This window comes from Streptomyces sp. NPDC044063, from assembly GCF_056434285.1.
Map to the genome: position 1 here is coordinate 17,419 of NZ_JBWKFM010000035.1, position 25,726 is coordinate 43,144.

Sequence of the window (25,726 nt, forward strand, 5' to 3'; positions counted from 1 at the left end):
CATGACCACGCGACGCCGTACGTGCCGGCGCTCCGGCTCCGGCTACCGCACCGGCCTGCCGTGGCGGATCGCCACCCGGCTGGCCGCCTTCCTCGACCGGCGGATCGGCTGGGACAGGCTGCCGGTCGTCGCCGGGCTGCTGACCCTCCTCGGGCTCCGGGTGAAGCTGCGCCAGAAGAACCTCCACGACACCACCGGCCTGCCCGCGACCGACCTCCCCGAACCCGAGCCGCCGGCCGCGCGCCAGCGGGTCACGCGCACCGCCGACGGCAGCCACAACGACCTCGGCGCGCCCCGCATGGGGATGGCGGGCACCCGCTTCGGCCGCAACATCCCGCTGGACCGCATCGCCCCGGCCGCACCCGCCGACGTGCTGGCCGACCCCAGCCCGCGCGAGGTCAGCCGGGCCCTGCTCACCCGGCACGAGCTGACCCCGGCCACATCCGTCAACTCCCTCGTGGCCGCCTGGCTCCAGTTCATGATCCGCGACTGGTTCAGCCACGGCACGAGCCCCACGGACCGGCCGTGGGAGGTCCCCCTCCGGCCCGACGACCCCTGGCCGGAACGCCCCATGCGCATCATGCGCACCCCGGACGACCCGACCCGCGACCCCCGCGCGCCCGCCGGCACCCCCGACACCCGCGTCAACGTCAACTCCCACTGGTGGGACGCCTCCCAGATCTACGGCGCCGACGCCGCCGAACAGCGCTGGCGGCGCACCGGATCCTTCGGCAGGCTGCACCTCTGGGACGACGAGCGGCCCGAACCCCCCTCCGGCCCGCCCCCGGACCCGTCGGGCATCCCCGGCTTCTGGCTGGGCCTGGCGATGATGCACGACCTGTTCACCCGCGAGCACAACGCCATCTGCGAGCACCTCCACGCCGTGTACCCGTCCTGGGACGACGAGGAGCTCTTCCAGCGCGCCCGGCTCGTCAACGCCGCGCTGCTCGCCAAGATCCACACCACGGAGTGGACCCCCGCCGTCATCAGCCACCCCACCACCGTCAAGGCGCTGCGGGCCAACTGGTGGGGCGTCGCGGGCGAACGCGTCCACGGCCTCTTCGGGCGGATCAGCGACAGCGAGGTCGTCAGCGGCATCCCGGGCGGCGCGACGGACCACTACGGCGTCCCGTACTCCCTCACCGAGGAGTTCGTCGCGGTCTACCGGATGCACCCGCTCATCCGCGACGACTGGCATCTGCGCTCCGCCGCCGACGACTCCACCCTGCGCACCTGCACCTTCCGTGAGATCGCCGGGCCCAAGGCGCTCCAGGTGCTCCAGACCACCGACGCCGCCGACCTGCTCTACAGCTTCGGCACGCTCCCGCCCGGGCTGGTCGTCCTCCACAACTTCCCCCGGTTCCTCCAGGAGTACGAGCGCCCGGACGGCAACCTCCAGGACCTCGGGGCGACCGACATCCTGCGCAGCCGGGAGCTGGGCGTGCCCCGCTACAACGCGTTCCGGCGGCTGCTGCGGCTCGAACCCGCCCGGACCTTCGCGGACCTGGCGGCCGACCCCCGGTGGGCCGAGGAGATCGAGCGCGTCTACGGCGGCGACATCGAGAAGGTCGACCTGACGGTCGGACTCCAGGCCGAGCGGCTGCCCGCCGGATTCGCCTTCAGCGACACGGCGTTCCGCATCTTCATCCTCATGGCGTCCCGCCGGCTCAACAGCGACCGCTTCTTCACCGAGTACTACACCCCCGAGGTGTACTCCACGGCCGGCATGGCCTGGATCGACGACACCACCATGCTCACCGTCCTGCTGCGGCACCACCCGGAGCTGCGCACGGCCCTGGCGGGCGTCGCCAACGCGTTCGCCCCGTGGAACACCGCGACGCGGGCGGCCTGATCCGGCCACTCCCGTAGCTGGATCGTGGTGGATAATCGCGCCATGGACCGGATCGACAGACATATCCTGCGCGAACTCCAGGAGGACGGCCGGCTGACCATCCAGGAGCTGGCCCAGCGCGTCGGTCTGACCGCCTCCCCCTGTATGCGCCGGGTCCGCCAGCTGGAGCAGGACGGCGTCATCCAGGGCTACCGGGCGGTCATCGACCCCGAGGCCGTCGGGCGCGGCTTCGAGGTCCTCGTCTCCGTCGAGGTCCGGCGCGACCGGGAGGCGGTGGAGGCGTTCGAGGCCGCGCTCCAGGAGATCCCCGACGTGATCGAGGCCTACCGCCTCTTCGGCAGCCCCGGCTGCCTGCTGCGCATCGCGGTCGCCGACATCACCGCCTACGAGCGGCTGTGGATCGAGCGGCTCACCACGCTCTCGGGCATCACCGAGGTCAACTCGCAGATCATCATGAAGCGGATCAAGGAGCCGAGGGGCCTGCCGGTCGGCCGCTGACCCCCGCCCGCCTCCGTCGGCGGCGTGCGGGTCAGGGACGTTCGGGTGGCGGCAGCAGCGTCAGCGCCCGCAGCGCCACCGCGAGATCGGCGACCGCGCGGGGGTCCGTCAGGGAGCGGCCCGTCAGCTCCTCCAGGCGGCGCAGCCGGTAGCGCACGGTGTTGCGGTGGCAGTACAGCAGCTCGGCCGCAGCTGCCGCCGACCCGCCCGCCGCGTACCAGCGCTCCAGCGTCCGGAGCAGCCGCGCCCGCTCGTCGGCCGGCAGGTCCAGAACGCGCGCGAAGACCGCCCGCGCGATCCGGCCGGCCTCGTCCGGGGCCGCCGCCACCAGCAGGGCGACCGGGCTGTCGTCGAACCGGGAGACCCCCGCCTCCTCCCCGCGCAGCCCCGCCAGCGCCAGCCGGGCCAGCCGCAGCGCCCGGGGGGTCCCGCGCAGCGTGGAGTAGGACGGGCTGACCCCGGCCCGGGCGCCCGGGAAGCGGCCCAGCACCCGCAGCACCGCCTCCTCCCCGCCCGGGCCGTGCGCGGTGACCACCCCGACCTGGAGGTCGGGCAGCAGACGCCAGGCCGACCGCGCCCGCTCGGCCAGCAGCCGGGCCTCGACGCCGGGCAGCGCCTCCCGGCCCGGCGCCGGCACCCGGGCCGCCACCACGACGTACGGCCCCTCGGTGGGCAGGCCGAGGACCCCGGCCGCCTCCCAGAGCGTGGTGTTGTCCGTGAGCAGCCCCGTGAACAGCGCCTCCACCAGGACGGAACGCTCGCGCTCGCGCCGCAGCAGCAGCTCGGACGCCGTCTCGCGGTACGCCTCGCCGGCCGCCGACGCGAGGCCCTCGTTCATCCACCACGCGGCCAGGGCCACGAAGGTGTCGGTGGTGACGCCCGCCGTGGCGCGGGCCTCGGCGACGAGCTCGGACCACAGCAGCTCGGACCCGACCCGGTAGGCGTGCAGCAGGTCCGCCAGGGGAGCGCCCTGGAGGGCCCGCGCCCGGCCGGTCTCCCGGGCCGGGGACATGTCGGCGCCACAACCGTCGGCGAGCTGACCGAAGACGAGCTCCGCGTTGCGCCGGCACGAGGCGCTCAGCTCGTCGAACGACACGGGCCCGCCGGCGCCGTAATACGTCACCTCGGCCCGGACGCGGCGCGCCATACGGGCGGCCAGGTCGCCCACGCGCCCCAGCAATACGGCCGCCACCGGGGCGATTTCGGCGGGCGGGGCGGGGGCGCGGCTCATGGGAGGCAGGTTACCGGGGGGAACCCCCGCGCACTCCGGTTGTGCGGACGGACAACCGGGGCCCGCGAGGTCTTGTGCGCCCGCACATGGTTCCCGGGGCGGGGGACGACGACGATACCGGCAACGTTACCGGCCGGTTTCGACATCCGATCCCTCCACCGCCCCCTCAGGAGATGCCGTGCCCAGAACCGTCCCCACCACCGCGGACACCGCGAACACCCCGCGCGGCACGACGGCCGGGACCCCCCGCCGGCTGCGGGCAGCGCTGACGTGCGGCGCCCTGGTGGCCGCCGCGCTCGGCGCCGTGACCGCCCCCGCCGCCGCGGCCGGCCCGTCGCACGCCGCCGGAACCTCCGGGCGTTATGTGGCGCTCGGCGACTCGTACGCCGCCGGAGCGGGCATCCCCGCGCTGTCGGGCGGGCTCTGCCTGCGCTCCGACCGCAACTACGGCCACGTCGTCGCCGCGGCCCTCGCCCCGGCCGCGTACACCGACCGGACCTGCGCCGCCGCGAAGGTGGGCGCGCTCACCACGGCCCAGACCGACGCCGGGATCGTCGTCAACGGCCCCCAGCTCGACGCCGTCACCCCGGACACCGGACTCGTCACCGTCACCGTCGGCGGCAACAACGTCGGCACCTCGGACCTGGGGTTCGTCGACGTCGTCGCCACCTGTTCCGCGCTGGCCCTGACCAACCCCCTCGGGGCGCCGTGCCGCGACTTCTACAAGGACACGCTCACCAAACGGCTGGACGCGGCGGCGCGGGAGCTCACCGGGTCGCTCCAGCGCCTGCGCGCCAAGGCGCCGAACGCCAGGGTGCTGGTCGTCGGGTATCCATCGGTGCTGCCCGACGACGCGAGGAAGTGCCTGGGGAAGCTGCCCATCACCACCGGCGACCTGACCTATCTGCGCTCGGTCCTCGGGCTCGTCAACGACAAGGTCTCGGGCGCGGCCGCCGCGGGCGGCGCCGCCTTCGTCGACACGCTCGGCGCGACCAGGGGGCACGACGCCTGTTCGGCCAGTCCGTGGGTCGAGGGGCTCCTGCCGCTCTCGCCCGCCCTCCCGCTCCACCCGAACGCGACGGGTGAACGCGCCATGGCGCAGGCGGTGCTCACCACCCTCGCCTCCTGACGCTTTTGCCGTTCTCCCCGCCCCGCCCGGCACCGCCGGGCGGGGCGGGGGTCATGCCATGGTGATATTCGGCCCGATGTGGGCTACTTGTCCATCTTCATTCCGATCCAGGCCATGATGCCCAGGATCACTACGACGACCAGGACGAGCACACCGAGGCAACCCAGGGTGGTTCGGACGGTTTCGCGTGTTCGGCGCGGCGGTTCAGCTCCTCGGGCGTGGCCGCCGGCGCCAGGGCGCGCCACAGCGCGCGCACGCACCAGTACGGGCTCATCACGATCCCGTAGACCAGCAGGCCCGCGTAGTAGAGGAGTTCCACGAACTGCGCCAGGAAGGCGACCACGACCAGGAACGGGAGCAGCAGCAGGCCGACCAGCAGACCCTTGTTCGTGAACAGGGCGTCGAAGTCGGGCTTCGGGACCCGGAAGCGCCGTCGGCGGCCCGTCGCCCGCTGCGCGGGCGCGGCCGGGGGCGCGGGGGGAGTGCCCGGCGGTGCCGGGTACATGGGGTGACTCATGGCCGGGGAGCCTAACCGGCCCCTCGGACAAGGGCTTCGACGGGGGCGGTGAACACGCTCCGGTTGCCGCCGATCCACCGTCAGTTGATGTGCTGTGGTCATGCTGTGAGCACATCTGACCAGGTCTCGGACGCACATTCCGAGAATGTGTCCACAGATGCGGATCGGTGTGCGAGGATTCCGTTTCCCTGGCCCGCGAGGGGGCCGGGGTGAAAGGGAATCCTTCGTGAGAAAAGCGATAGTGAGATCCGCCGTAGGGGTGGGTCTGGCGGTGGCCGCCTCGGCGGCTCTGCTGCCTTCCTGGTCGGCCGGGGCCGCACAGCCCAACAGCGTGGACGACGGGACCGTGGACTCCTTCGGCCGCATCGCGCAGACGGTGCTGTCCGAGCGGACGGCGGCCCTGGTGGACGATCAGCGCGCGGCGGACCGAATAGCCGGGCCGCGGCCGGGCAAGAACGTCCGCATGTCGTCGGACGCCGAGCGCGACGAGGAGACCGCGGTCTCCTCGCTGCGTACGCGCAAGAAGGTCCTCGCCAAGCTGGGCGAGGCCTACTCGGCCGCGGAGACCAAGGTCGCCGTCGACAGCACCAAGGTCAAGAAGGGCCGCGCGACGGTGGAGGTCACCGAGACCACCACCTTCACCTACAAGCGCGTCAAGGGCGACGAGCCGTCGACGACGGGCTTCAAGGCCCGCCACGAGCTCAGCTTCACCGCCGGCAAGGGCGGCAAGTGGGAGCTCACCGGCATCCGCTCCACGGACAACGGTCTCCGCGCCGTCAACGCGCCGGTCGCCAAGCCGTCCGTCAGCGCCGGCACCACGCCGAGCGCCGCGCGCGCCTCCACCTCGTGGCCCGCCCGCGCGGTGCCGAAGCGGCAGACGTCCTCCGGGTACGACTACGCGGCCATGGCGGCCTACGCGGAGAAGTACTGGCGCTTCTACAACCCCGACTACCGGCAGTTCAACGCGGCCGGCGGCGACTGCACCAACTTCATCAGCCAGGCCCTCAAGGCCGGTGGCTGGAAGAACGAGGCGGGCACGGCCTCGGACTACCGCAAGTGGTACTACGACGCCAAGGGTCAGTCCGACTCCTGGGTGGGCGCCAACGAATGGTCCTGGTACGCGCAGAACTCCAAGCGCGTCACCATGCTCTCGAACGTCTACCAGCTCGAGGTGGGCGACATCCTGCAGATGGACTTCGACCGTGACGGCTCGAAGGACCACTCCATGATCACGACCTACCGCAGCCGGATGGGTGTGCCGTACCTGACGTACCACTCCACCAACACCTTCCGGAAGTCGGTGGCGAGCATCATCGCCTCCTACCCGGACGCGAACTACTACGCGTACCGCACCTGACCGGTGCCCCCGGGGGCGCCGTCGCACGGCGCCCCCGGTCGGCGCGGATCACTCGTCGTCGGGTGCTCCCGTCGTCAGGAGACGGCCCCCGGAGAGGCGGAGCCACCGGTCCACGCCGATCTCCCTGAGGAACCGCCGGTCGTGGCTGACGACCACGAAGGCACCCTCGTAGGCGTTGAGCGCGCTCTCCAGCTGGCCGACGCTCACCAGGTCCAGATTGTTGGTCGGCTCGTCGAGGAGCAGCAGCTGCGGCGCAGGCTCGGCGAACAGGACGCAGGCCAGCGTGGCGCGCAGACGCTCCCCGCCCGAGAGCGCCCCGACGGGCAGGTGGACGCGCGGCCCGCGGAAGAGGAAGCGGGCGAGCAGGTTCATCCGGTCCGCCTCCGGCATGCGCGGCGCGAACGCCGTGAGGCTCTCCGCGACGGTACGGCCCGGATCGAGCAGGTCGAGGCGCTGGGACAGATAGGCGACGCGGCCGTCGGCCCGCCGGATGTCGCCGCCCCCGGGCGCCAGATCGCCGCTCATCAGACGCAGCAGGGTGGTCTTGCCGGCACCGTTCGGGCCGGTCAGCGCGATGCGCTCGGGCCCCTGGACCACCAGGTCGGCGCCGTCGCCGGCGAAGAGCTCGCGGTCGCCGTGGCGGACCCGCAGCCGTTCGCCGAGGAAGACGGTGCGCCCGGCGGGCACCTGGGTGCCGGGCAGCTCCAGCGCGATCCGGTCGTCGTCCCGCAGGGCGCGGCCGGCCTCGTCGAGCCGGGCCCTGGCCTCGCCGAGGCGCCGGCCGTGGGTGTCGTCGGCCCTGGCCGCCGACTCCTGGGCACGCCGCTTGTGGGCACCGGCCACGATCCTCGGCAGGCCGGCGTTCTTCAGATTGCGCGCCGCGTTGCCCGCGCGGCGCGCGGCGCGCTCGCGGGCCTGCTGCATCTCCCGCTTCTCGCGCTTGACCTCCTGCTCGGCGGTGCGGATGTTCTTCTCGGCGACCTCGCGCTCGGCACGCACGGTGTTCTCGTACGCGGTGAAGTTCCCGCCGTGGAACCGGACCTCGCCGCGGTCGAGCTCGGCGATGCGGTCCATGCCGTCGAGCAGCTCCCGGTCGTGACTGACCAGCAGGAGGCAGCCGTTCCACTCCTCCAGCACGGTGCGGAGCCTGCGCCGCGCCGCGCGGTCGAGGTTGTTGGTCGGCTCGTCGAGCAGCAGGACGTCGGGCCGCTTCAGCAGCTGCGCGGCCAGGCCCAGGGAGACGACCTGGCCGCCGCTGAGGGTGTCCAGCCGGCGGTGCGGTGTGACGTCGCCGAGGCCCAGGCGGTCCAGCTCGGCGCGGGTGCGCTCCTCGATGTCCCAGTCGTCGCCGATGACGGCGAAGTGCTCCTCGCTCGTGTCGCCGGACTCGATGGCGTCCAGCGCCCTGATGACGGGGGCGATCCCCAGCACCTCGGCGACGGAGAGGTCGCCGGTGAGCGGCAGGGTCTGCGGGAGGTAGCCGACCACGCCCTCGGCCGACGCCGTGCCGGCGCGGGGCCGGTGCTCGCCGGCGATCAGCTTGAGGAGCGTGCTCTTGCCGGCGCCGTTCGGGGCGACGAGGCCGGTGCGGCCGGCGCCCACGGTGAAGGACAGGTCCTCGAAGAGGGGGGTGTCGTCGGGCCAGGAGAAGGAAAGGCGGGAACAGATGACGTACGCGTCGGACATGCGGAAGCCCTCGGGGTGATGCGGGCGTGCCGGGGCCGTGCTGCCATGGCAGCGCGCCGGGGCGGCCCGGTGGGAAGACAGGGAGAAGGCGGGAACGACGGCACGGCCGCGCGCCGGCGGCGCCGAACGGCGCGGCCGGGGGCCGGGTCGTGTCCGGGTGTCACCCGGAGACGTCGTCGTCAGCCACCATGTCGAACTCCCTTGTCGCGCACCATTCGCGCATCACTCGCCGATCACCTTAACAGCGGTGATCGCACGTGGTGAGGGATTTTTTCCGGCCACGCGAAAGCGCCCGACGGCTCATTCGTAGCCCCCGGGGCATGCGACAGCCCCCGGCGCTCCTCTGCCGACTTCCTCGAGCTCTCAGTCGTCGCTGACCGCTCGATCCGTCGACCCGGGGCCTTCCGGGGGCCTAGGCCAGTTGCCGAGATGTGGGTCACTCGGTTCGATGAACGTCTCCATCGAAAGGTGTGGCTCTCACCGGTTGTCTGGTGTAATTGCCAGTTTCCTCCTTTTCTGTCCGGAGTCAAGCGAAAGTCCGGGGAGAAAATGCCCGGAAAAGTCCGATTCGATGAACCTCCGGTTCATTACGCTGGACCCACGCGACCGAGGAACGGGGGAGACGGTGGGCGACGGCGGCGGAGCGGCGGCGAACGGACTGGTGGCGGGCGAGAACCGGGCCCTGCCCTCGGGGGCCGTCACCCTACGGGTGCCCGGCCCCTTCGATGTCTCCCTCGTCGTCACCGGCTCCGGCGGCCGGGTCGCCGGCGACGACGACCTCGTCTTCTACAACCAGCCCTCCGCCGCCGGCGCGCTCCTGAAGGACGGCACCGCCACCGTGGACCCGGCCGGGCTGCGCCCCGGAGCCGCGCGCGTCACGGTGGTCCTCAGCCCCGCCGACCCCGGTACACCGCCGGCCGCGCTGCCCGCGCCCGTCCTGACCGTCGCCGACGGCGGCGGCCGGCCGCTGGCCCGCTTCGCCCCGCCGTGGCCCACCGCGGCCACCGTCCTCCTGCTCGCCGAGATCTACCGGCGCGACGGCGGCTGGCGCATACGCGCCCTCGGCCAGGGGTACGCGGACGGACTGGCCGGAGTGGCCCGCGACTTCGGTATCGAGGTCGAGGAGGAACCGGCGGACCGCCGGGCCACGACAGCGGGACACCACCGCGGTGACACCACCGACAGGGACGACACCGAAGCGGCCGCGTTCCTGGCCGTCGTCAACGCCGAACGGGCCCGGGCGGGCGCGCCCCCGGTGACGGCGGACGCCCGGCTGACCGCCGCCGCCCGCGCCCACGCCGCGGACATGGCCGGGCACGGCCGCCTGGCGGCCGCGCGCCCCGGCGGACCCTCGCTCTTCCAACGGGTCACGGCGGGCGGCTACGCCTACCTCTCCCTCGCCGAGCACCTCGTCTCGGGCCCGGGCACCGCCGCCGAGTTCGCCGCGTACTGCCGTTCCGGACCCGAGCGGCACGCCCCGTTCGCCGACCGGACCTTCGCCCACGTCGGCGGCGGCCGGGCGGTGGACGGCAGGACCGGCCTGACCTACTGGACGGTGCTGTGGGCCCAGCCGCACTCGGCCGCCGGGCTGGAGCGGGCCCACGCCGAGGTGCTGGCCCTCACCAACGCCGAGCGGGCCGCCGCGGGGCTGCCCCCGCTCGCCGCCGACCCCCGCCTGGCGGAGGCGGCCCGCGCCCACAGCGCCGACATGGCCGGCCGCGACTTCCACGCCCACACCTGCCCCGACGGCCGCGAACCCTGGGACCGCGCCCGCGCCGCGGGAGCCCCGCACCGGACCGTCGGCGAGAACATCGCCTGCGGCCAGCGCACCCCGGCTGAGGTCGTGCGCGGCTGGATGGACAGCCCCGGCCACCGCGCCAACATCCTCGCCCCCGCCTTCACCCACCTCGGGGTGGGCTACGCGCCGGGCGGCGGCGCCGGCACCTATTGGACCCAGCTCTTCGGCGGAGCCGCCCCCGCCGGCTCCTGAAGGGCCTCCGGCGGACCGTATCCTCTGGCGGGTGGGCGAGAGCGGCTCGGCCCGGGAAGGGTGCACGTGACGACGTCGGGGTGGGAGAAGTACGGCTGGGGCCCCTGGAGCGCGGACGAGATCGTCCCGCAGGTGGTCCCGGACGAGGCGACGCGGGACGCGGCACGGCTTCCCCGCACGATCGTGCCCGTGCGGGGCGACGGCGTCGAGCAGTCGCCGGTCTTCGACCCCGCCCTGCGGCACCACGCCAAGGCCCTGCGGCCGAGCGAACCGCGGTTCGCCGACGCGGGCACCGGCGAGCGCTGGCACGCGGCCCGGCACACCGCCCTCGACCACGTCCTCGCGGCGGTCGCGGACGGCGAGTGGGCCGGCCACCTGACGCTGCGCGGCAGCGTCCTGCTCCGCGCCTGGTACGGGACGGCCGCGCGCGAACCGGGCGACCTGGACTTCGTCGTCGAGCCCGTGACGTGGCGGCTGGAGGACCCGCGCACCGACCTGATGCTCGACGGCATCGCGCGCGCCGCCGAGGAGCGGTCCCGGCGCGCCGGCCCGGTCCGCCTGGACGCGGGCTCGGCCGTGAGCGACGAGATCTGGACCTACGACCGGGTGCCGGGCCGCCGCCTGGTCATCCCCTGGACGGCCGACGGGCTGCCCAGCGGCACGGTCCAGCTGGACTTCGTCTTCGGCGAGGCGCTGCCCGTGCCCGCCGAACCCCTCGCCCTCACCCGTCCCGGCGGCACCGGCGAACCGCCGGTCCTCCGCGCGGCCACCCGCGAACTCTCCCTGGCCTGGAAGCTCCTGTGGCTGGCGTCCGACTCCCACCCCGAGGGCAAGGACCTCCACGACGCCCTGCTCCTGGCCGAGGACCCCGCCGTGAACCTGTCGTTCGACGTGCTGCGCGCGGTGTTCCGGGACGTGGACGGCGGCTACTACGACCGCTTCCCCGTCCTCCCGGAAACCATCGCCCGGTGCGCGGCGGAGGCCGACTGGTTCGAGTTCGCCAAGGACCATCCCGAGGTGGCGGGCGAGCCGGGCGCGCCGAACACCGGCCCGCCGACCGAGCTCCTCGACCGGCTCGCCGCCGCCCTGGCTCCCATCTACGCCCTCGACGACGGCGACGGCGAGTCCGCGGCCTACCGGCTGCGGGCCGCCTGGTACGCGCCGGTGCTCGGCCCCTACCGCGACGCGCTGGCGGACGGCGGCACGGACGGACTCCAGGAACTGATCGTGGGCCGGTACCTCCCGGCCACCGAGGCGATCGTGGTCACGCGCGAGGCGCTCGGCCGCGCGGCGTGCGACCTGGACCGCGCGGCCGGTCTCGTCGCCGCCTACCGCGCCACCGTCACCGGCGAGCGGGCCCTGCGCGTTCTGCGACGCCTCGGCGACGTCCCCGAGGCCCTCGCCGGACTGCGCGTCAGCTCTTGACCGGCGCCTGTTCGCGCAGCAGCTCGACGAACGCCCGCATCCACGCCGGGTGGTCCGGCCAGGCGCGGGCGGAGACGAGGTTGCCGTCGACGACGGCCTCGGCGTCCACGAAGGTGCCGCCGGCCAGCCGGACCTCCGGGGCGCAGGCGGGGTAGGCGGCGGTACGGCGGCCCTCGAGCACGCCGGCCGCCGCCAAGGTCAGCACCCCGTGGCAGATCTGCGCGACGGGCTTGCCGGTGGTGAAGAAGTGCCGCACGATCCGCAGGACGTCCTCGTCCAGCCGCAGGTACTCGGGCGCCCGGCCGCCGGGGACGACCAGGGCGGCGTACGCGTCCGGGTCCACGTCCGCGAAGGCGACGTCGGCCTCCCAGGAGTGGCCGGGCTTCTCGGTGTAGGTGTCGAAGCCGGGGGTGAAGTCGTGCACCACGAAGCGGAGTGTCTTCACCGACGGCGCGGCGATGTCCACCTCGTAGCCCTCCTCCAGCAGCCGCTGGTACGGGTGGAGGACCTCCAGGTCCTCGGCGGCGTCGCCCGTGACGATCAGCACCTTCGGCATGCGGTACTCCCTGGGTCGGTCGCGGTTCCGGTCGGTCGTGGACCCGGTATCCCTACCCCGGCGGCCGCCGCCGCACGGCGCTGACCGAAATCCCTCCCTCGTGCGCCGGTGCCCGGGGCACTACGGTGGATCCGGCCCGAGGGGGCCGTGCGGGACGACACGACGACGCGCCGGGAGGCGAAGTGGCCTCGTTCGTACTGCCTCACGACCTGGTCGGCGACGGGCCCCACAAGGTCGTCGCCGTGCACGGCTGGTTGTCCGACCGGTCCGCCTACGACGTGATCCTCCCCGACCTCGACGGCGACGCCTTCCAGTACGCGGTGGCGGACCTGCGGGGCTACGGCGAGGCGCGGGACGCGTCCGGCGCGTTCACCACGGGCGAGGGCGCGGCCGATGTGCTGGCGCTGGCCGACCGGCTGGGCTGGCGGCGGTTCTCGCTGATCGGCCACTCGATGGGCGGCGGCGTCGTGCAGCGGGTGGCGGCCGCCGCGCCGGAGAGGGTGCGCCGGCTGGTCGGTGTCTCCCCGGTTCCCGCCTCGGGGCTGCCGCTGCCCCCGGAGCAGTGGGAGCTGTTCGCGGCGGCGGACCACTCACCGGGCAACCGGCGGGTCATCATCGACATCACCACCGGCGGCCGGCGCCCCGCCCGCTGGCTGGACCGGATGGTGCGGCGCTCGCTGGAGCGCAGCGATCCCAAGGCGTTCCGGGCCTGGCTGGAGTCCTGGGCCCGCGAGGACTTCCACGCCGAGGTCGAGGGCTGCCGGGTGCCCGCGCTGGCCGTCACCGGGTCCCTGGACCCGGCGCTGACGGCGGAGCTGACGCGGGACACGTGGGGCCGGTGGTTCACCGACGCCCTGATCCGCGAACTGCCCGGCGCGGGGCACTACGCCATGGACGAGACGCCCCTGGAACTGGTCCGGGTCGTGGAGGACTTCCTGGGCGAGGACGGCGCCTGACGCCCCGTCGTACGACGGTCACGCGCGGACGAAGCCGGGCCGGCCCGCCTCCGAGACCAGGGCGGCGGCCGTGGTGACCGGGGCGCCGGGGCGGGTGACGTACGGCAGGGTCCGGTAGTCGGCCCGGGCGTAGCCGGGTGTGAGGGTGACGACGACGTATCCGCGGCGCTTGGCGTAGTACACCATGTGCGGGTTGAGGCGCAGAAGGTTCTCCCAGTCGCTCGGTCTCTCCTCGCCGTCGGCGTCGCTGGAGACGGACGTGGCGAGCACCTCGACGCCGAGGGTGGGGGAGCGGGGCTCCTCGAAGTCCTTCTTGATGTTCATGGCGAAGTGGGTGTGGGAGTCGGCCGAGAGCACGACGAGGTTGGTGATCCCGGCGGTGGCGGCGCCGGCCAGGACGCGGTCGCGGGAGGCGGGGTAGCCGTCCCAGGCGTCCATGGAGAGCCGGGAGCGGCCGTCGGCGATGGCGCGCCGGCAGAAGGCCACCTGCTGGGGGATCACGTTCCACACGGGGCGGTCCGGCGCCTGGAAGCCGTCGATCAGCCAGCGTTCCTGCGAGGCGCCGATGAGGGTGCGCGCGGGGTCCTGGGACTCCGGGCCCGGGTACTGCCAGCCGTCCCCGTACGCCTGGTCGGAGCGGTACTGCCGGGTGTCGAGGATGTCGAACCGGGCCAGCCGACCGAACCGGAAGCTCCGGTAGAGCCGCATGTCGGGGCCGGCCGGGCACTGGGCGACGCGCAGCGGCATGTTCTCCCAGTACGCGCGGTAGGCGGCGGCGCGCCGCAGCAGGAAGGCGGCGGTGGGGGCGCGGTGCTGGGGGACGTCCGCGGCGTAGTTGTTCTCGACCTCGTGGTCGTCCCAGGTGACGTACCAGGGGTGGGCGGCGTGGGCGGCCCGGAGGTCGGGGTCGGACTTGGCCAGGGCGTAGCGCAGGCGGTAGTCGGTGAGCGTGACCGTCTCATGGTCGAAGACGTCGGGCAGCTGGGCGGGGGCGGGCAGCGCGCGGGCGCCGGCGGAGGGGCCGATGGCGTTCTCGTAGATGTAGTCGCCGAGGAAGAAGACCGCGTCGAGGTCCTCCCGGGCGAGGTGGGCGAGGGCCGTGAAGTAGCCGTCGTCGTACTGCTGGCACGAGACCACGGCCAGCCGCATCCGGTCGGGGGAGGCGCCGGGCGGCGGGGAGGTGCGGGTCCGGCCGGTGGGGCTGATCCAGCCGTCGGCCCGGAAGCGGTACCAGTACGTACGGCCCGGCTCCAGTCCCTGGACGTCGACGTGGACGCTGTAGCCCTCGTCGGCCCCGGCGCTCGCCACGCCGCGGCGCCGGACCCGGGTGAAGCGTTCGTCCTCCGCGATCTCCCAGCTCACGGGGACGACGGCGGAGGGCGGGAGGCCGCCGTCGGGTTCGTAGGGGCGCGGTGCGAGCCGGGTCCAGAGCACGACCCCGTCGGGCAGCGGGTCCCCCGAGGCGACCCCCAGGGTGAACGGGTTCTCGGCGAGGCCGGTGAGCCGTCTTCGCTCGGCGCGGGCGCGGGGGGAGGCGCCGGTGAGCGCCAGCGCCGTGGCGGCGGCCGTCACCGTGATGAAGCGCCGCCTGAAGTACATCGCCGCCGGCTCCGGCCACCCGGGCCCCGGATTCCTCGCCATCCGCTCGCTCTCCCTCTCGCCGCCCGTTCCGTCGAGGCGACGTCACGTGGGCATACCCCGGGTGATCACCGGCTTCCCGGCGGTGGATCGGGGCTCCGGCGGTGTCCCGCACGGGGGCTGACGCCCCATCAGGGCTGGTGGCGGGGGAGGGGGCGGAGGGCGGAGCACCTCGTGATCGGATGATCGGGTGCTGTGATTTTGCTATGAGAAGTTCACTCCTTGGAGGGGGCGGGTCCGCCGTCCGGCCCCGGGCGCGGCACCCGCTCCCGGGCGGGTGACCTGCCCGGATTGCCGTCGGCGCGGGAGCGCGGGACCGTGGAAGGTGAGTGTTCTACGAGATCGGAGGACACCGTGATCGTTCTCGGAGTCATCCTGCTCATCATCGGTTTCCTGACCGGCATCGCGATCCTGTGGACCATCGGCATCGTGCTCGTCGTCATCGGGCTGGTGCTGTGGGTCCTCGGCGCCGTCGGACACGCCGTGGGAGGCAGGCGGCACTACTGGTAGGCGCGCGCGGTCGCCGGGGGGCGCGTGCGCGCATGCGAAAGCCCCGTTCCGCGGGCCGGACGGCCCGCGGAACGGGGCGGGGGTGACGTCGCCCTAGAACCCCAGCAGATTGGTGATCGGGCTGAGCAGCCCCATGACCGGGGTCAGGGGGCCGAAGGGCTGCTGTTGCTCCTGGGGCATCTCTTCCTCGTCCGGTGCGGGGGCGGGTGCCGCCGCCTGGGGAACGAGTGGATGGGCGATGCCGGGGCCGGGCGTGGGCGCGGCCGCGGCCAGGCCCGCGCTCAGGGCGAGCAGGGCACCGGTGAGGGACAGGGCGAAGCTCGTGCGCTTGGTCATGCTCTGCCAACGACGCCCCCGCATGACAGTCACTGCTTATACGCAAAAGTCCGGAAAAGTCCGGCGTCGTGCCGCCTCGCCCGGGCTACGGGCGGGGTGCCGCCTCCAGCGCCGGGGTGCCGCCCGTGTCCTCCTCGGCCCGCAGCCGGGCGGCCACCGCGTCGGTGCGGTCGCGCAGCACACGGACGCGCTCGGCGGTCGGCGTGCCGTACTCGGGCGCCTCGGCGGGCAGCACCGGGACGCCGCGGGCCTCCGCGGTGCGGACCAGGCTGTGCATGACCTCGGCCTGCTGGGCCAGCAGGGCCGTGGTGAAGAGGTTGGCCCGCAGCGTCTTCTTCATGCCGAGGGTTCCCCGGTAGGTGATCTCGCAGGCGACGGCGACGGTCTCCAGCCGCTGGTCCGCCGCCTGTTCCAGCGAGGCGAGCATCACCGAGGCGAGGCCCTCAACGACCTTGGTGACGACCCACTTCCGGCCCGGCAGCATGGGCAGCAGGTCCCGGATGCGGTCGATCTCGCCGTCCAGCGCCTCCGTGGTCATGGCGCTGAACGCGTCGTGCAGCTGGAGGTGCACGACCTTCTCCCACGGGATGTCCTCGCCCTCGAAGCCGACCGACTGGGGGCCGAAGCGCAGCGCCCCGATGGCGTCCAGCGGGCGCAGCGCCCTGGCCGCGAGGGCGGGGACGCGGGGGTGCCGGCAGACGAGGGCGCCCAGGGAGAACTCCCACTCCCGCTGCGCGGGCGCGGCGGGAGCCGGCAGGGAGCGCAGCGTGGACACCACCCAGTCGCCGGACGCGTTGGTCCCGGCCCGTCCCGCGTCGACGCCGCGCTGCACGGCCTCCGTGACGTTCTTTCCGACGGCGGTCGCCTTCGTGGTCACCGAGTCGCCGAGATTCCTCACGCGCTCGAACACGTTGCCCACACCCATGTCGCTCTTCCCCCGAACTCCGCCTGACCTGCGGTTCTTGAAACGGCGGCGACACTTTACCCACAGTTTTCCGGGGCGGTGGACCAGGGCAGGCCCTGGCTAGGGTGCGGCGGGCAGCGGTGTCGAGGCCCGCACCGTGTGGAGGTGCACCACGACGTCGAAGGCGCGGCCCAGCGCGAGCGGCGGTGTCGGCTGGTTGGGGTGGCGACCGGGGACGACGAACGTGGGGCGGGCGGTGTCCAGCCAGCCCTTCAGCTCGGGGTCGCGGCGCGCCGCGCGCAGGTCGGTCCAGAAGTCGCGGTGACGCACCTTGTCGAGCGTGTACTCGGTGCTGCCGGGCGCGGCCGGGCCGACGTCGAACACGCCCGCACCGCCGTCCGCCGTCCGGGCCCGGTACGCGCCGCCGTACAGGGACGTGCCCACGGCGAGGAACTCGCGGCCCACGAGCTCGCGCAGGTCGGCGCCCATGGTGACGGGGTAGTACTCGGGCACCGGGGAGTCGTAGGCGATGTGGCCGTTGTGGGCCGAGACGGCGATCCGTTCGCCGGTCCGCCGCTGCCACCACACGGCGGTCTCCGCCATGATCCGGTCACGGCGGCGGCTCGCGGCCTTCGCCTGGTCCGGGTCGTTCCAGTCGGTGGTGTACTCCGTGGCCATGTTCGCGATGACGAGGGCCTCCTGGAGCACCCAGGGGTCCCGCTTCCCGGCCTTGGACAGCAGCGTGTGGGCGGCCGCCGCGTCCTTCTCGATCGTCCTGCGCTCCGCGAGCGGCAGCGCGTTGTACGCGGCCATGCGCGCGGCGACCCCGGTGGGCAGGGCGCGGAGCGTGGCGTAGCGGCGGCGGAGTTCGGGCAGGAGGGCGGGGGTGTTGTCCGCCGCCCAGTCGAGGATGCGGTCGTACTGCTCCGGGTCGGCGTCGGAGAAGTCCATGCCCACGACCCGGACCTGGTGCGCGCCGGTGCGGTTGTACTGCCGCATCCAGTCGAAGAGCCCGGCGAGTTCCTCGATGTTGAGGAGGGAGTAGCCGTCCTGGAACTCGTCGCGCATGATCTGCCGGACGTCGCCCCGGCCGGTGCCGAGGTAGGTGTTCAACCGGGTGGCCGCCGACCAGCTGATCTCCATGGCGTAGGCGGAGAAGCCCTCCCGCTCCACCAGGTGCCGGAACAACCGGTCCTTCACGGTGAACAGTTCCTTCGAACCGTGCGAGGCCTCGCCGAGACCGACGATGTTCGCGCCCCGGGTCGTCGCGCCGAACGCCGCCAGATCGGCGTCGGATCCGCCGGGCTCGGCGGTGCGCAGACGGTGGGAGTATCGGTTCAGCGCGGCCACCACGCGGGCGTCCGAGGCGGTGTCGTCCGAGGCGGTGTCGTTCGAGGCGCTGTCGTCCGAGATGGTGGAGGCGGCGACGGAGGACCGGCCGGCAGGTGCCGCCGCCGCGGTGGCGGGGCCCGTCAGGGCGGTCAGCGCGAGCGTCAGGGCCGCGGCTGGTACCAGGGAGCGTCGTAAGGTCATGTGTGCCATGCAGGTGTTATATCGGTGACTCCTGGGGCCGGTGGTGACGCGATGCACGCCCGGACCCGCGTGCACGGGCCTGCCGGCCTCGTGGTATGGACGGGGCCGGGAGATGCCCACCCGGGGGGTCAATGTGCACTCGGGGGGTGGGAAGTGTCAGGCTGTTCCCATGAGCAACAACGTCTTCTTCGACATCACCATCAACGACGAGCCGGCGGGCCGGATCGTCTTCAAGCTGTACGACGACGTGGTCCCCAAGACCGCCAAGAACTTCCGTGAGCTGGCCACCGGCCAGCACGGCTTCGGCTACGAGGGCTCCAGCTTCCACCGCGTCATCCCCGCCTTCATGCTGCAGGGTGGCGACTTCACCCGCGGTGACGGCACCGGCGGCAAGAGCATCTACGGCGAGAAGTTCGCGGACGAGAACTTCCAGCTGAAGCACACCAAGCCCGGTCTGCTCTCCATGGCCAACGCGGGCCCCAACACCAACGGCTCGCAGTTCTTCATCACCACCATCGTGACCGAGTGGCTGGACGGCAAGCACGTCGTCTTCGGCGAGGTCGTCGAGGGCATGGACATCGTGAAGAAGATCGAGTCGCTCGGCTCCCAGAGCGGCGCCACCAAGGCGAAGATCACCATCGCCAAGTCCGGCACGGTCGAGGCCTGAGCCTCCCCGTCCTCGTGACGAGCGGTGCGGTGGACCGGCCCGGCAGGGAGGTCCACCGCACGCCGTTCCCGCGCGGCCGCGCCCCCTCGGGCCGGTCGCGCCCCGGCCCTACGGCCGGCGGTGCACACCGCCGAGCCGGGCCAGCACACCCGCCAGTCCCGGGGCGGCCGGAGCCAGGCCGCCGGCCGCGGACTTCACGCGGTCGCTGACCGCGTACGGGACCAGGGCGTCGAGCCGGGTGCCCACCCGCGCGTCCTTCCCCAGCGCGTAGCACGCCCGGGGCCGCGGCGCCGCCAGGACGCGCCGCACGGCGAGCGCCACCTTCTCCGGTCCCGGGTAGCGGTCGGAGTCCCGCAGCGAGCGGGCGGCCGCGCGATAGCAGTCGGCGTAGTGGGTCGAGGCCTGCTCCCCGCGCCGCTCGAAGGCGTCGGCCGCGCTCTCCAGCATGGGGCTGGTGTGGAAGCCCGGTTCGAGCAGCACGACCCGCACCCCCCAGGGGGCCGCCTCCATGCGCAGGGCGTGGGTGAGCGCGCTCAGCCCGGCCTTGCTGGCGCTGTACCAGCCGGCGAACGGCACGACCGACCGGGCCGCGGCGGAGGAGACGTTGACGATGCGGCCGTCCCCGCGGTCGCGCATCGCGGGCAGGACCAGCCGGGCCAGGTGGGCCGGCGCGTGGAGGTTGACGTCCAGCAGCCGCCGGGCCTGCGCCCCGTCCACGTCCTCGACGGCTCCCGGCAGCGAGGTGCCGGCGTTGTTCACCAGGGCCCACGGCCCGCCCCCGGTCCGCTCGGCGATCTCGGCGAACACCTCGCCGCAGCGGTCGGTGTCGGTGACGTCGAGCACCCGGGTGTGCAGCCGCGCTCCCGCGGCGCCGGCCGCCGCGCGCAGCTCGCCGGCCTTCTCCTCGCTCCGGACGGTGGCGAACACCTCGTATCCGTCGCCCGCCAGCCGTAGGGCCGTCGCCCGCCCGATCCCGCTGCTCGCCCCCGTGACCACCACACTCCGCGTCATGTCCGTTCTCCTGTGGCTCTCGTGACTGTTCGTGACCGTTCGTGGCTCTCATGGCTCTCGTGTGACGGCCACTCTCGGACACCGGCCGCCCGGCGGCGGGCGTCACCACACCGTCCGGCAGAAATGCGTCCGGATGTACCAGGGATCACGACACGGGCTTCACGACACGCGGGACCGGATCGCGTCGGTCAGCAGCCGGGTGGTGGCATCCGACGCCGCGGGGTGGACGAGGCGGGTGCGGGTGAGGGCGAAGGACAGCCCGAGCGCGCGGTCGGCGAAGGCGATGGAGCCCCCGCTGCCGTGATGGCCGAACGCCGCCGGCCCGCCGCCCGTCGCGGGCAGGCCCAGGAAGTAGCCCAGCCCCTTCGCGTACCGCCCGCGCAGGATCAGGTCCTCGCCGCGCACGGCCACGCGCGCGGCGAGCTCCACGCGCTCCGGCGGGAGCAGCCGCACCCCGTCGACCTCGCCCAGCAGCGCCGCGTACATCCGGGCCGCCGCCCGCGCGGTGGAGGTCCCGCACGCGGGCAGGTCCGCGCGCAGGTAGTCGCGGCGGTTGGCCAGATCGGCGGTGGTCCACACACCGGGGTTGGGCGCGAGCAGCCGGCGGAACGGCGCGGACGGCGGGAGCCCGGCCAGCCAGGCCGCCCAGCCGCCCTCCACCAGGGGCGCCGTGCGGGCCGGTTCGCCCTCGGGCATGCCGAAGAAGAGCTCGCCGGCCACGCCGAGGGGCGCGGCGATATAGCGGCGCAGGGCCTCGCCCGGGGTGAGACCGGTGACGCGGCGCACGGTCTCGCCGAGGATCCAGCCGTACGTCCAGCCGTGGTATCCGCTGGCCGAGCCCGGCTCCCACAGCGGTTCCTGCCCGGCGACGACCGCGCACATGGTGTCCCAGTCGCACAGCTCGGCCGGCGTCACGCCGGTGGGCAGCTGGGGCACGCCCACCGTGTGGGTCAGGGCGTGGCGCACGGTCGCCCGTTCCTTGCCGCGCACGGCGAATTCCGGCCAGTAGTGCGCGACGGGGGTGTCGTAGTCGACGAGCCCGCGCTCGGCGAGTACGTGGACGAGGGTCGCCGTGAAGCCCTTGCCGATGGAGAAGCCGTGGATCGGCGTGGCGGGGTCCACCGGCCGGCCACCGGATCCCTCGACCGTGCCGGCGCAGGCGTCGACGATCCGCTCGCCGCCCAGGTACGCCGCCACCTGGAGGCCGCTCTCCGCACCCGACTCCACGAGCTCCCGGAGGATCGCGCCGACCTCCGCGTCCACGTCCCCGCCGGCCCGGCCGGCGGCCCCGTCACGGCCCACCCGCGCATCATCCCACCGCCCCGCCCCCGGGCCCCGGCGCCGACACCCCGTCGGACGGCGAGGGACGGCCGGGCCCGATGGCCCGGCCGTCCCCGGTGTGCTCGGCCTCGTGCTCCTGGCGCCTACTCCTCGTCGATTACTCCTCGTCGATCGGGCGGATGAACTCCAGCGTCCAGGTCTCCTGGAACTCGGGCTTCGGCGGGACGAGCTCGATCTGCGCGCCCCGGTGGCCGGCGCGCAGCGCGAGGCCCTTCTCGGAGAGGATCTTGACGCCGCCGATGACCCGCTCGAACGTGAACTTGGCCCACTCGCCGCGCGGGACGTTGTTGACCCAGAGCCTGTCCTCGGGGATCACCAGGCCCGCGGCGTCGTGGGCGGCGAGCTGGATCACGTACGGCGCGCCGGGCACGGGCTCGGCGGGAGCGATGATCCACTCCTGCTCGATCGGCAGGGGGTTGAAGCGGTCGGTGATGACGGGGGCGCCGTGCTTGACGGCGTGCTCGGTCGCCGTCAGCAGGGAGGTCGGGCCGATGATGTGGGCGTGGATCTTGTAGATGCCAGGCCTTACCGGGATCGGAGGCATGAGGGTTACTTCCTCTCTCTCGGTCCGCTGTCACCGGCGACGGGGGCCGCCGCCGGCGCCACGTCCCACCTTCGGGGGTGCGCCCGCGCACCACACGACCAGAAAGCGTCAAGCCGAGGACGGCGTGGACCGCTCGCTCATCCGGGCGAATCCGGCCCCGCGGAGTGCGCCCGTCGCGCGTTTGACACCCCCCGGGGCCCCGGAGCGTACTGGAGGAGAGGGCTTCTCGAAGGGCCCGGACGGATACCGCAGGAGCGGACCGCAAGCGTCGCTCCCACGCCGCCCCCATGCCGCCGGCCCCCGCCGCGCGGTGGCCGGGGCCGGCCCACCGCCAGTGGCCTGCTTGCGGCTTCCCGCAGCCGCGTACGCGGGCGCACGCGCCCCCAGGCCGCTGGCGAGAGGGAGAGAGCGATATGACGGGCACCGTCAAGACCGAGACGATCCTGGCCTGGGAGGACGACCCCGGCCAGCCGCCGTCCACCATGCTGCCGGTCGAGCAGCCGGCCCCGGACTTCGGGACACCGCCGCTGCCCGTGGGCATCACCGGCCCCCGTCCCACGCAGAACGGCACCCGGCCGGGCACCCCCGAGTTCCGCTACTGGAACCTGGCCGCCGCCCTCAGCACGGTCTCGGCCCTCTGGGCCCCGCTCATGCCGTCCGGCGTCACCTGGCACTCCACCGTCGGCGACACCCTCACGGCGGTCATCGACGACGGCGACGACCTCAACGCCTTCTACGACCGCAGACACCTCGTCTTCTTCCACCACACCGTCGCCGGGGTGACCGTCTTCTCGGGCGAGAGCCCCGACGTGTCGAAGCACGAGTGCGGGCACGCCGTCCTGGACGCGCTGCGCCCCCAGCTGTGGAACGCCGCCAGCGCCGAGGCGGCCGCGCTGCACGAGGCGTTCGGCGACATCAGCGCCCTGCTGTCGGCCCTGCAACGGGAGTCGCTCCGGGTCGCCGCGCTCGCCGAGACCCAGGGCGACCTCGCGCGGTCCTCCCGCGTCTCCCGGCTCGCCGAACAACTCGGCTGGGCCATCCGGCAGATCGTACGGACCGAGGCCGACCCCGACTGCCTGCGCAACGCCGCGAACACGTTCTTCTACCACGATCCCGTGACCCTGCCGCCCCGGGCGCCCGCCGGCGAACTGGCCAGCGAGCCCCACTCGTTCGCCCGGGTCTTCAGCGGGGCCTTCCTCCGGGTCCTGGCCGGGATCTTCCGCCAGCAACAGAACCGGGACGCCGGCGGGCTCGCCGACGCCGCCCTCGTCGCCGCCCGGCTGCTGACCGCGGCCGTCGTGGCGGCCCCCGTGGTGCCCGGCTACTACGCACAGGTGGCCGCCCACATGATCGCCGCCGACGAGGAGCTCTTCGGCGGCGCCAACGGGCCGGCGCTGCGCTCGGCGTTCGTCACCACCGGCATCCTGTCGGTCGACGGGGCCGTGGCCGTCACCCCCGAGGCGGTGGCGCCGCACCGCGAGGCGATGACCGGCGCGGTGGCCGCCGACGACGAGGCGCTCGCGACGGTCACGCTTCCCGGCGAGCGCTACGGGCTGACGGAGCCCTTCGCGGCGTACGCCCCCGCGCACACCCCGCGGTTCGGGGTGGCGGGTTCCGCCATGGACACCGGCCCCGTGCGGCCCGCCGACGCCGAACAGGCGGCGGCGTCCTTCGTGGAGGACCTGTTCCGGCAGGGCCGGGTGGCCGTGCCCGCCGAACACCTCGGCGCGACGGCGATGGCGCTGGACGGCGACACCGTCAAGACCCACACCGTCACCCGCGAGGACTCCGGCGGCCTCGCCCTGTCCCGGCTGCGCTTCGACTGAGACACCGGGACCGAGGACCGGGACCGAGGACCGAGGACCGAGGGAGCAGGCCATGGGGTCCGTATCCGGGACCGGGCGGCCGGGCCGGGAGCCCGGCCCGCCCGGTGACGCCGACGAGGCGGCGCGCCGCGCCGCGGAGGAACGCTTCATCGACGACCTCCTCGCCCGCGGGGAGGCCGTCCCCGAGGGCGAGGAGCCGCCTCCCGGGGCGACCCATGTGGTGGTCCGGGAGGAGGACGGCCGCCGCACGCTGCGCCGGCTGCGCATCTCGTGACCGCCTGACCCGCGCCCGCGCCGGACGGTCAGCCGTCGGCGCGCAGGGCCCGCCAGATGACGTCGGGGAGGATACGCGCGGCGTCGTCCGGGTCGAGGTCGTAGGTGTTGGACAGCCAGCGGCGTGCCGCCTCGGCCACCGGGCCCATGACCATGGCCTCCAGGACGGGGCCGGGCAGGGGAACGAGCTCGCCCCGCTCGACATGGGTCCCCATCCAGTCGGCGATGACGGCCATCCTGGCGGCCCGCACGTCGCGGATCTCCTCCGCGCGCGCGGCCAGGTATCCGGAGTAGGCGGAGGCGTGGAGGAAGAGGGCGGCGTCCCGGTGTTCCACGGTGAACCGCAGATAGGCCCGGACGAGGGCGCGGAGACCCGTGCGGGCCGTCCGCGTGCGCTGGAGCGCGTCGATCATCGCCTCGAACAGCTGCTCCATGCACCGGGTGTACAGGGCCGCGGCGAGCCCGTCGAAGCTGCCGAAGTGGTGGTAGAGGCTGCCCAGGCTCACCCCGCTGGCGGCCGTCACGGCGTTGACGGTGAAGCCCCGCTGGCCGGAGGTGGCGTACACCTCCAGCGCCGTCGTCAGGAGCAGGTCGACGGTGGCCTCGCCGCGCCGCTGCTTGGGTGTCCTCATGATGTCGTCCTCATGATCTCGTCCACCATCCGTCCAGCATAGGGCGTGACGCAACCAGAGAAATTTTCTAAAAAAGGTCTCTACAAAAGGCAGTTGACGGGGCCACACTCGCCCCGTGGCTTCGATACTCCGAGAACACTCGCTGAGACACCCGCCGCACCACCGCAGGCCCTCGTGGCCGCTGCGCGCGCTGACGGCCCTCGCCGTCGCCGCCGCCTTCCTCCTGCTCCCGGCCCCGACCGCCGCCCACGCCGGCGAACCGGTCCCGCCCCCGATGTCCGACGGCTTCGGGCTGACCCAGACCGCCGCGCCCACCGGCACCGCGACCAACTTCGTGCTCACGGTGAACACGCCCCAGGTCGCCGGCCCGCACAAGATCCGGATCCTGCTGCCCAACGACTACGCGGCGAACCCCGGCAAGCGCTACCCGGTCCTCTACTTCCTGCACGGAGCCTCCGACAGCCCGGCCAACCCGGCCGTGGCCTATCCGGCCCTCGTCGCCGCCCAGTCGATGATCACGGTCATCCCGGACGGCGGCCTCCGGGGCTGGTACACCAACTGGCTCGACCAGGGGACCGCCGCCGGGGCGCAGAACTGGGAGAACTTCCACATCAAGCAGGTCATCCCCTTCATCGACGCAAATCTGCGCACGATCGCGGCGAAGAAGGGCCGGGCCGTCGCCGGCCTGTCCATGGGCGGCTTCGGCGCCCTCCACTACGCCCAGCGGCACCCCGACCTCTTCAGCCAGGTCGCCTCGCTCTCGGGCGCGAACGAGCTCTCGATGAACCACGCCGTCATGCGCGGCGCCGTCGTCGCCACCCTGACCAACGTCGGCGCCACGCTGTGCGGTTCCAGCGCACCCACCTGCCCCCTGAACTTCGGGCCCACCGTCTCCAGTGACGCGATCTTCGGCTCGCCGTTGCCGATCCTCTACATCGACCGGCTCTGGAACGAGGCGGACCCGGTCTCGCACATGGGCATCCTGGCCGACGCCGGCATCGGTGTCGCGCTCTACGCCGGCACCGGCGGCGGCAACCCCGCCGACGCGGAGTTCTGGGTCGAGTCGGCCACCCGGCACGCCAAGGAGGCCCTCGACGCCCGCGGCTACCCGGTCCGCTATGTGAACTACGGCGAAGGGGCGGGCTGGGGCACCTCCTGCCACGGCGGCCACGAGCCGGGCTGCTGGGCGCAGGACCTCGTGGACTGGGTACCGCGTCTGGAAGCGGCGTTCGCCGCCGCCTCCTGACCCCACCGGTCCCGAAAACCGTTCGAAATCGTTGGACGACCGCGCGGCGGCGGCCCCGCACCGCCGCC

24 protein-coding genes are annotated in these 25,726 nt (G+C 73.6%); 12 read left to right on the forward strand and 12 right to left on the reverse strand.

Annotation, left to right across the window (positions count from 1 at the left end):
• The first annotated feature begins 1 nt into the window (after position 1).
• Positions 2-1,852, forward strand: coding sequence for a peroxidase family protein (locus AC07BS_RS30395; protein ID WP_478643844.1), 1,851 nt, complete (start codon positions 2-4; stop codon positions 1,850-1,852).
• Positions 1,853-1,894: 42 nt separating this feature from the next.
• Entirely contained in the window at positions 1,895-2,350 is a 456-nt protein-coding gene (locus AC07BS_RS30400; RefSeq protein WP_478643842.1) for an Lrp/AsnC family transcriptional regulator, read from the forward strand.
• A 31-nt stretch (positions 2,351-2,381) separates the two neighbouring features.
• On the opposite strand, the gene AC07BS_RS30405 is transcribed toward AC07BS_RS30400, so the two are convergent.
• Positions 2,382-3,581, reverse strand: a complete 1,200-nt coding sequence (locus AC07BS_RS30405) for a PucR family transcriptional regulator (RefSeq protein WP_478935102.1) — start codon at positions 3,579-3,581, stop codon at positions 2,382-2,384.
• Between the two features lie 178 nt (positions 3,582-3,759).
• On the opposite strand from AC07BS_RS30405, the gene AC07BS_RS30410 reads away from it, so the two are divergent.
• Positions 3,760-4,710 carry an SGNH/GDSL hydrolase family protein gene (locus AC07BS_RS30410; RefSeq protein WP_478935103.1) on the forward strand — a complete coding sequence of 317 codons (951 nt, stop codon included), beginning with the start codon at positions 3,760-3,762 and terminating at the stop codon, positions 4,708-4,710.
• Between the two features lie 130 nt (positions 4,711-4,840).
• Here the strand turns inward: AC07BS_RS30410 and AC07BS_RS30415 are convergent, their stop codons facing one another.
• Positions 4,841-5,227, reverse strand: a complete 387-nt coding sequence (locus AC07BS_RS30415) for a hypothetical protein (protein WP_478935104.1) — start codon at positions 5,225-5,227, stop codon at positions 4,841-4,843.
• 241 nt (positions 5,228-5,468) lie between these two features.
• Here AC07BS_RS30415 and AC07BS_RS30420 point away from each other — a divergent pair, with 241 nt between their 5' ends.
• Positions 5,469-6,584, forward strand: a complete 1,116-nt coding sequence (locus AC07BS_RS30420) for an amidase domain-containing protein (RefSeq protein ID WP_478643833.1) — start codon at positions 5,469-5,471, stop codon at positions 6,582-6,584.
• 48 nt (positions 6,585-6,632) lie between these two features.
• Here AC07BS_RS30420 and AC07BS_RS30425 read toward each other — a convergent pair whose 3' ends face one another.
• A complete protein-coding gene (locus AC07BS_RS30425) occupies positions 6,633-8,270 on the reverse strand; it encodes an ABC-F family ATP-binding cassette domain-containing protein (protein WP_478935105.1) in 1,638 nt (545 codons plus the stop codon).
• A gap of 625 nt (positions 8,271-8,895) precedes the next feature.
• On the opposite strand from AC07BS_RS30425, the gene AC07BS_RS30430 reads away from it, so the two are divergent.
• Positions 8,896-10,260, forward strand: a complete 1,365-nt coding sequence (locus AC07BS_RS30430; protein WP_478935106.1) for a CAP domain-containing protein — start codon at positions 8,896-8,898, stop codon at positions 10,258-10,260.
• A gap of 66 nt (positions 10,261-10,326) precedes the next feature.
• Positions 10,327-11,685 (forward strand): nucleotidyl transferase AbiEii/AbiGii toxin family protein, encoded by a 1,359-nt coding sequence (locus AC07BS_RS30435; RefSeq protein ID WP_478935107.1) that lies wholly within the window; start codon positions 10,327-10,329, stop codon positions 11,683-11,685.
• Here AC07BS_RS30435 and AC07BS_RS30440 read toward each other — a convergent pair.
• The gene (locus AC07BS_RS30440) at positions 11,675-12,241 is read right to left on the reverse strand and encodes a DJ-1/PfpI family protein (RefSeq protein ID WP_478935108.1); all 567 of its coding nucleotides are present in this window, start codon (positions 12,239-12,241) and stop codon (positions 11,675-11,677) included. The genes AC07BS_RS30435 and AC07BS_RS30440 overlap by 11 nt on opposite strands.
• 182 nt (positions 12,242-12,423) lie before the next feature.
• On the opposite strand from AC07BS_RS30440, the gene AC07BS_RS30445 reads away from it, so the two are divergent.
• A complete protein-coding gene (locus tag AC07BS_RS30445) occupies positions 12,424-13,197 on the forward strand; it encodes an alpha/beta fold hydrolase (RefSeq protein ID WP_478935109.1) in 774 nt (257 codons plus the stop codon).
• An 18-nt stretch (positions 13,198-13,215) separates the two neighbouring features.
• Here the strand turns inward: AC07BS_RS30445 and AC07BS_RS30450 are convergent, their stop codons facing one another.
• Positions 13,216-14,838 carry an alkaline phosphatase D family protein gene (locus AC07BS_RS30450; protein WP_478935110.1) on the reverse strand — a complete coding sequence of 541 codons (1,623 nt, stop codon included), beginning with the start codon at positions 14,836-14,838 and terminating at the stop codon, positions 13,216-13,218.
• Positions 14,839-15,189: 351 nt separating this feature from the next.
• On the opposite strand from AC07BS_RS30450, the gene AC07BS_RS30455 reads away from it, so the two are divergent.
• On the forward strand, positions 15,190-15,345 hold the full coding sequence (locus AC07BS_RS30455; protein WP_478643818.1) for a DUF6131 family protein: 156 nt from the start codon (positions 15,190-15,192) through the stop codon (positions 15,343-15,345).
• 93 nt (positions 15,346-15,438) lie between these two features.
• Here the strand turns inward: AC07BS_RS30455 and AC07BS_RS30460 are convergent, their stop codons facing one another.
• The 3 genes from AC07BS_RS30460 to AC07BS_RS30470 all read right to left on the reverse strand — a co-directional run bounded on the left by AC07BS_RS30460 (position 15,439) and on the right by AC07BS_RS30470 (position 18,127).
• Positions 15,439-15,681 (reverse strand): hypothetical protein, encoded by a 243-nt coding sequence (locus AC07BS_RS30460; RefSeq protein ID WP_478643815.1) that lies wholly within the window; start codon positions 15,679-15,681, stop codon positions 15,439-15,441.
• An 85-nt stretch (positions 15,682-15,766) separates the two neighbouring features.
• Positions 15,767-16,606, reverse strand: coding sequence for a hypothetical protein (locus tag AC07BS_RS30465; RefSeq protein WP_478643813.1), 840 nt, complete (start codon positions 16,604-16,606; stop codon positions 15,767-15,769).
• 99 nt (positions 16,607-16,705) lie between these two features.
• Positions 16,706-18,127, reverse strand: coding sequence for an erythromycin esterase family protein (locus AC07BS_RS30470; RefSeq protein ID WP_478935111.1), 1,422 nt, complete (start codon positions 18,125-18,127; stop codon positions 16,706-16,708).
• A 160-nt stretch (positions 18,128-18,287) separates the two neighbouring features.
• On the opposite strand from AC07BS_RS30470, the gene AC07BS_RS30475 reads away from it, so the two are divergent.
• Entirely contained in the window at positions 18,288-18,785 is a 498-nt protein-coding gene (locus AC07BS_RS30475) for a peptidylprolyl isomerase (protein WP_478935112.1), read from the forward strand.
• A gap of 108 nt (positions 18,786-18,893) precedes the next feature.
• On the opposite strand, the gene AC07BS_RS30480 is transcribed toward AC07BS_RS30475, so the two are convergent.
• From AC07BS_RS30480 to AC07BS_RS30490, 3 genes are all read right to left on the reverse strand, one after another.
• Positions 18,894-19,796 carry an SDR family NAD(P)-dependent oxidoreductase gene (locus AC07BS_RS30480; protein ID WP_478935113.1) on the reverse strand — a complete coding sequence of 301 codons (903 nt, stop codon included), beginning with the start codon at positions 19,794-19,796 and terminating at the stop codon, positions 18,894-18,896.
• Between the two features lie 159 nt (positions 19,797-19,955).
• Positions 19,956-21,098 carry a serine hydrolase domain-containing protein gene (locus AC07BS_RS30485; protein WP_478935114.1) on the reverse strand — a complete coding sequence of 381 codons (1,143 nt, stop codon included), beginning with the start codon at positions 21,096-21,098 and terminating at the stop codon, positions 19,956-19,958.
• A gap of 136 nt (positions 21,099-21,234) precedes the next feature.
• Positions 21,235-21,681, reverse strand: coding sequence for a hypothetical protein (locus tag AC07BS_RS30490; RefSeq protein ID WP_478643802.1), 447 nt, complete (start codon positions 21,679-21,681; stop codon positions 21,235-21,237).
• A 413-nt stretch (positions 21,682-22,094) separates the two neighbouring features.
• Here AC07BS_RS30490 and AC07BS_RS30495 point away from each other — a divergent pair, with 413 nt between their 5' ends.
• Positions 22,095-23,507: a gluzincin family metallopeptidase gene (locus AC07BS_RS30495; protein WP_478643801.1), complete on the forward strand. Its 1,413-nt coding sequence runs from the start codon at positions 22,095-22,097 to the stop codon at positions 23,505-23,507.
• Positions 23,508-23,559: 52 nt separating this feature from the next.
• Positions 23,560-23,781: a hypothetical protein gene (locus AC07BS_RS30500; protein WP_478643800.1), complete on the forward strand. Its 222-nt coding sequence runs from the start codon at positions 23,560-23,562 to the stop codon at positions 23,779-23,781.
• A 28-nt stretch (positions 23,782-23,809) separates the two neighbouring features.
• Here AC07BS_RS30500 and AC07BS_RS30505 read toward each other — a convergent pair whose 3' ends face one another.
• Positions 23,810-24,412: a TetR/AcrR family transcriptional regulator gene (locus tag AC07BS_RS30505; protein ID WP_478643797.1), complete on the reverse strand. Its 603-nt coding sequence runs from the start codon at positions 24,410-24,412 to the stop codon at positions 23,810-23,812.
• Positions 24,413-24,527: 115 nt separating this feature from the next.
• Between AC07BS_RS30505 and AC07BS_RS30510 the strand changes: the two genes are divergently transcribed.
• Complete coding sequence (locus AC07BS_RS30510) at positions 24,528-25,658, forward strand: alpha/beta hydrolase (RefSeq protein ID WP_478643795.1); 1,131 nt, start codon at positions 24,528-24,530, stop codon at positions 25,656-25,658.
• Positions 25,659-25,726: the final 68 nt, after the last annotated feature.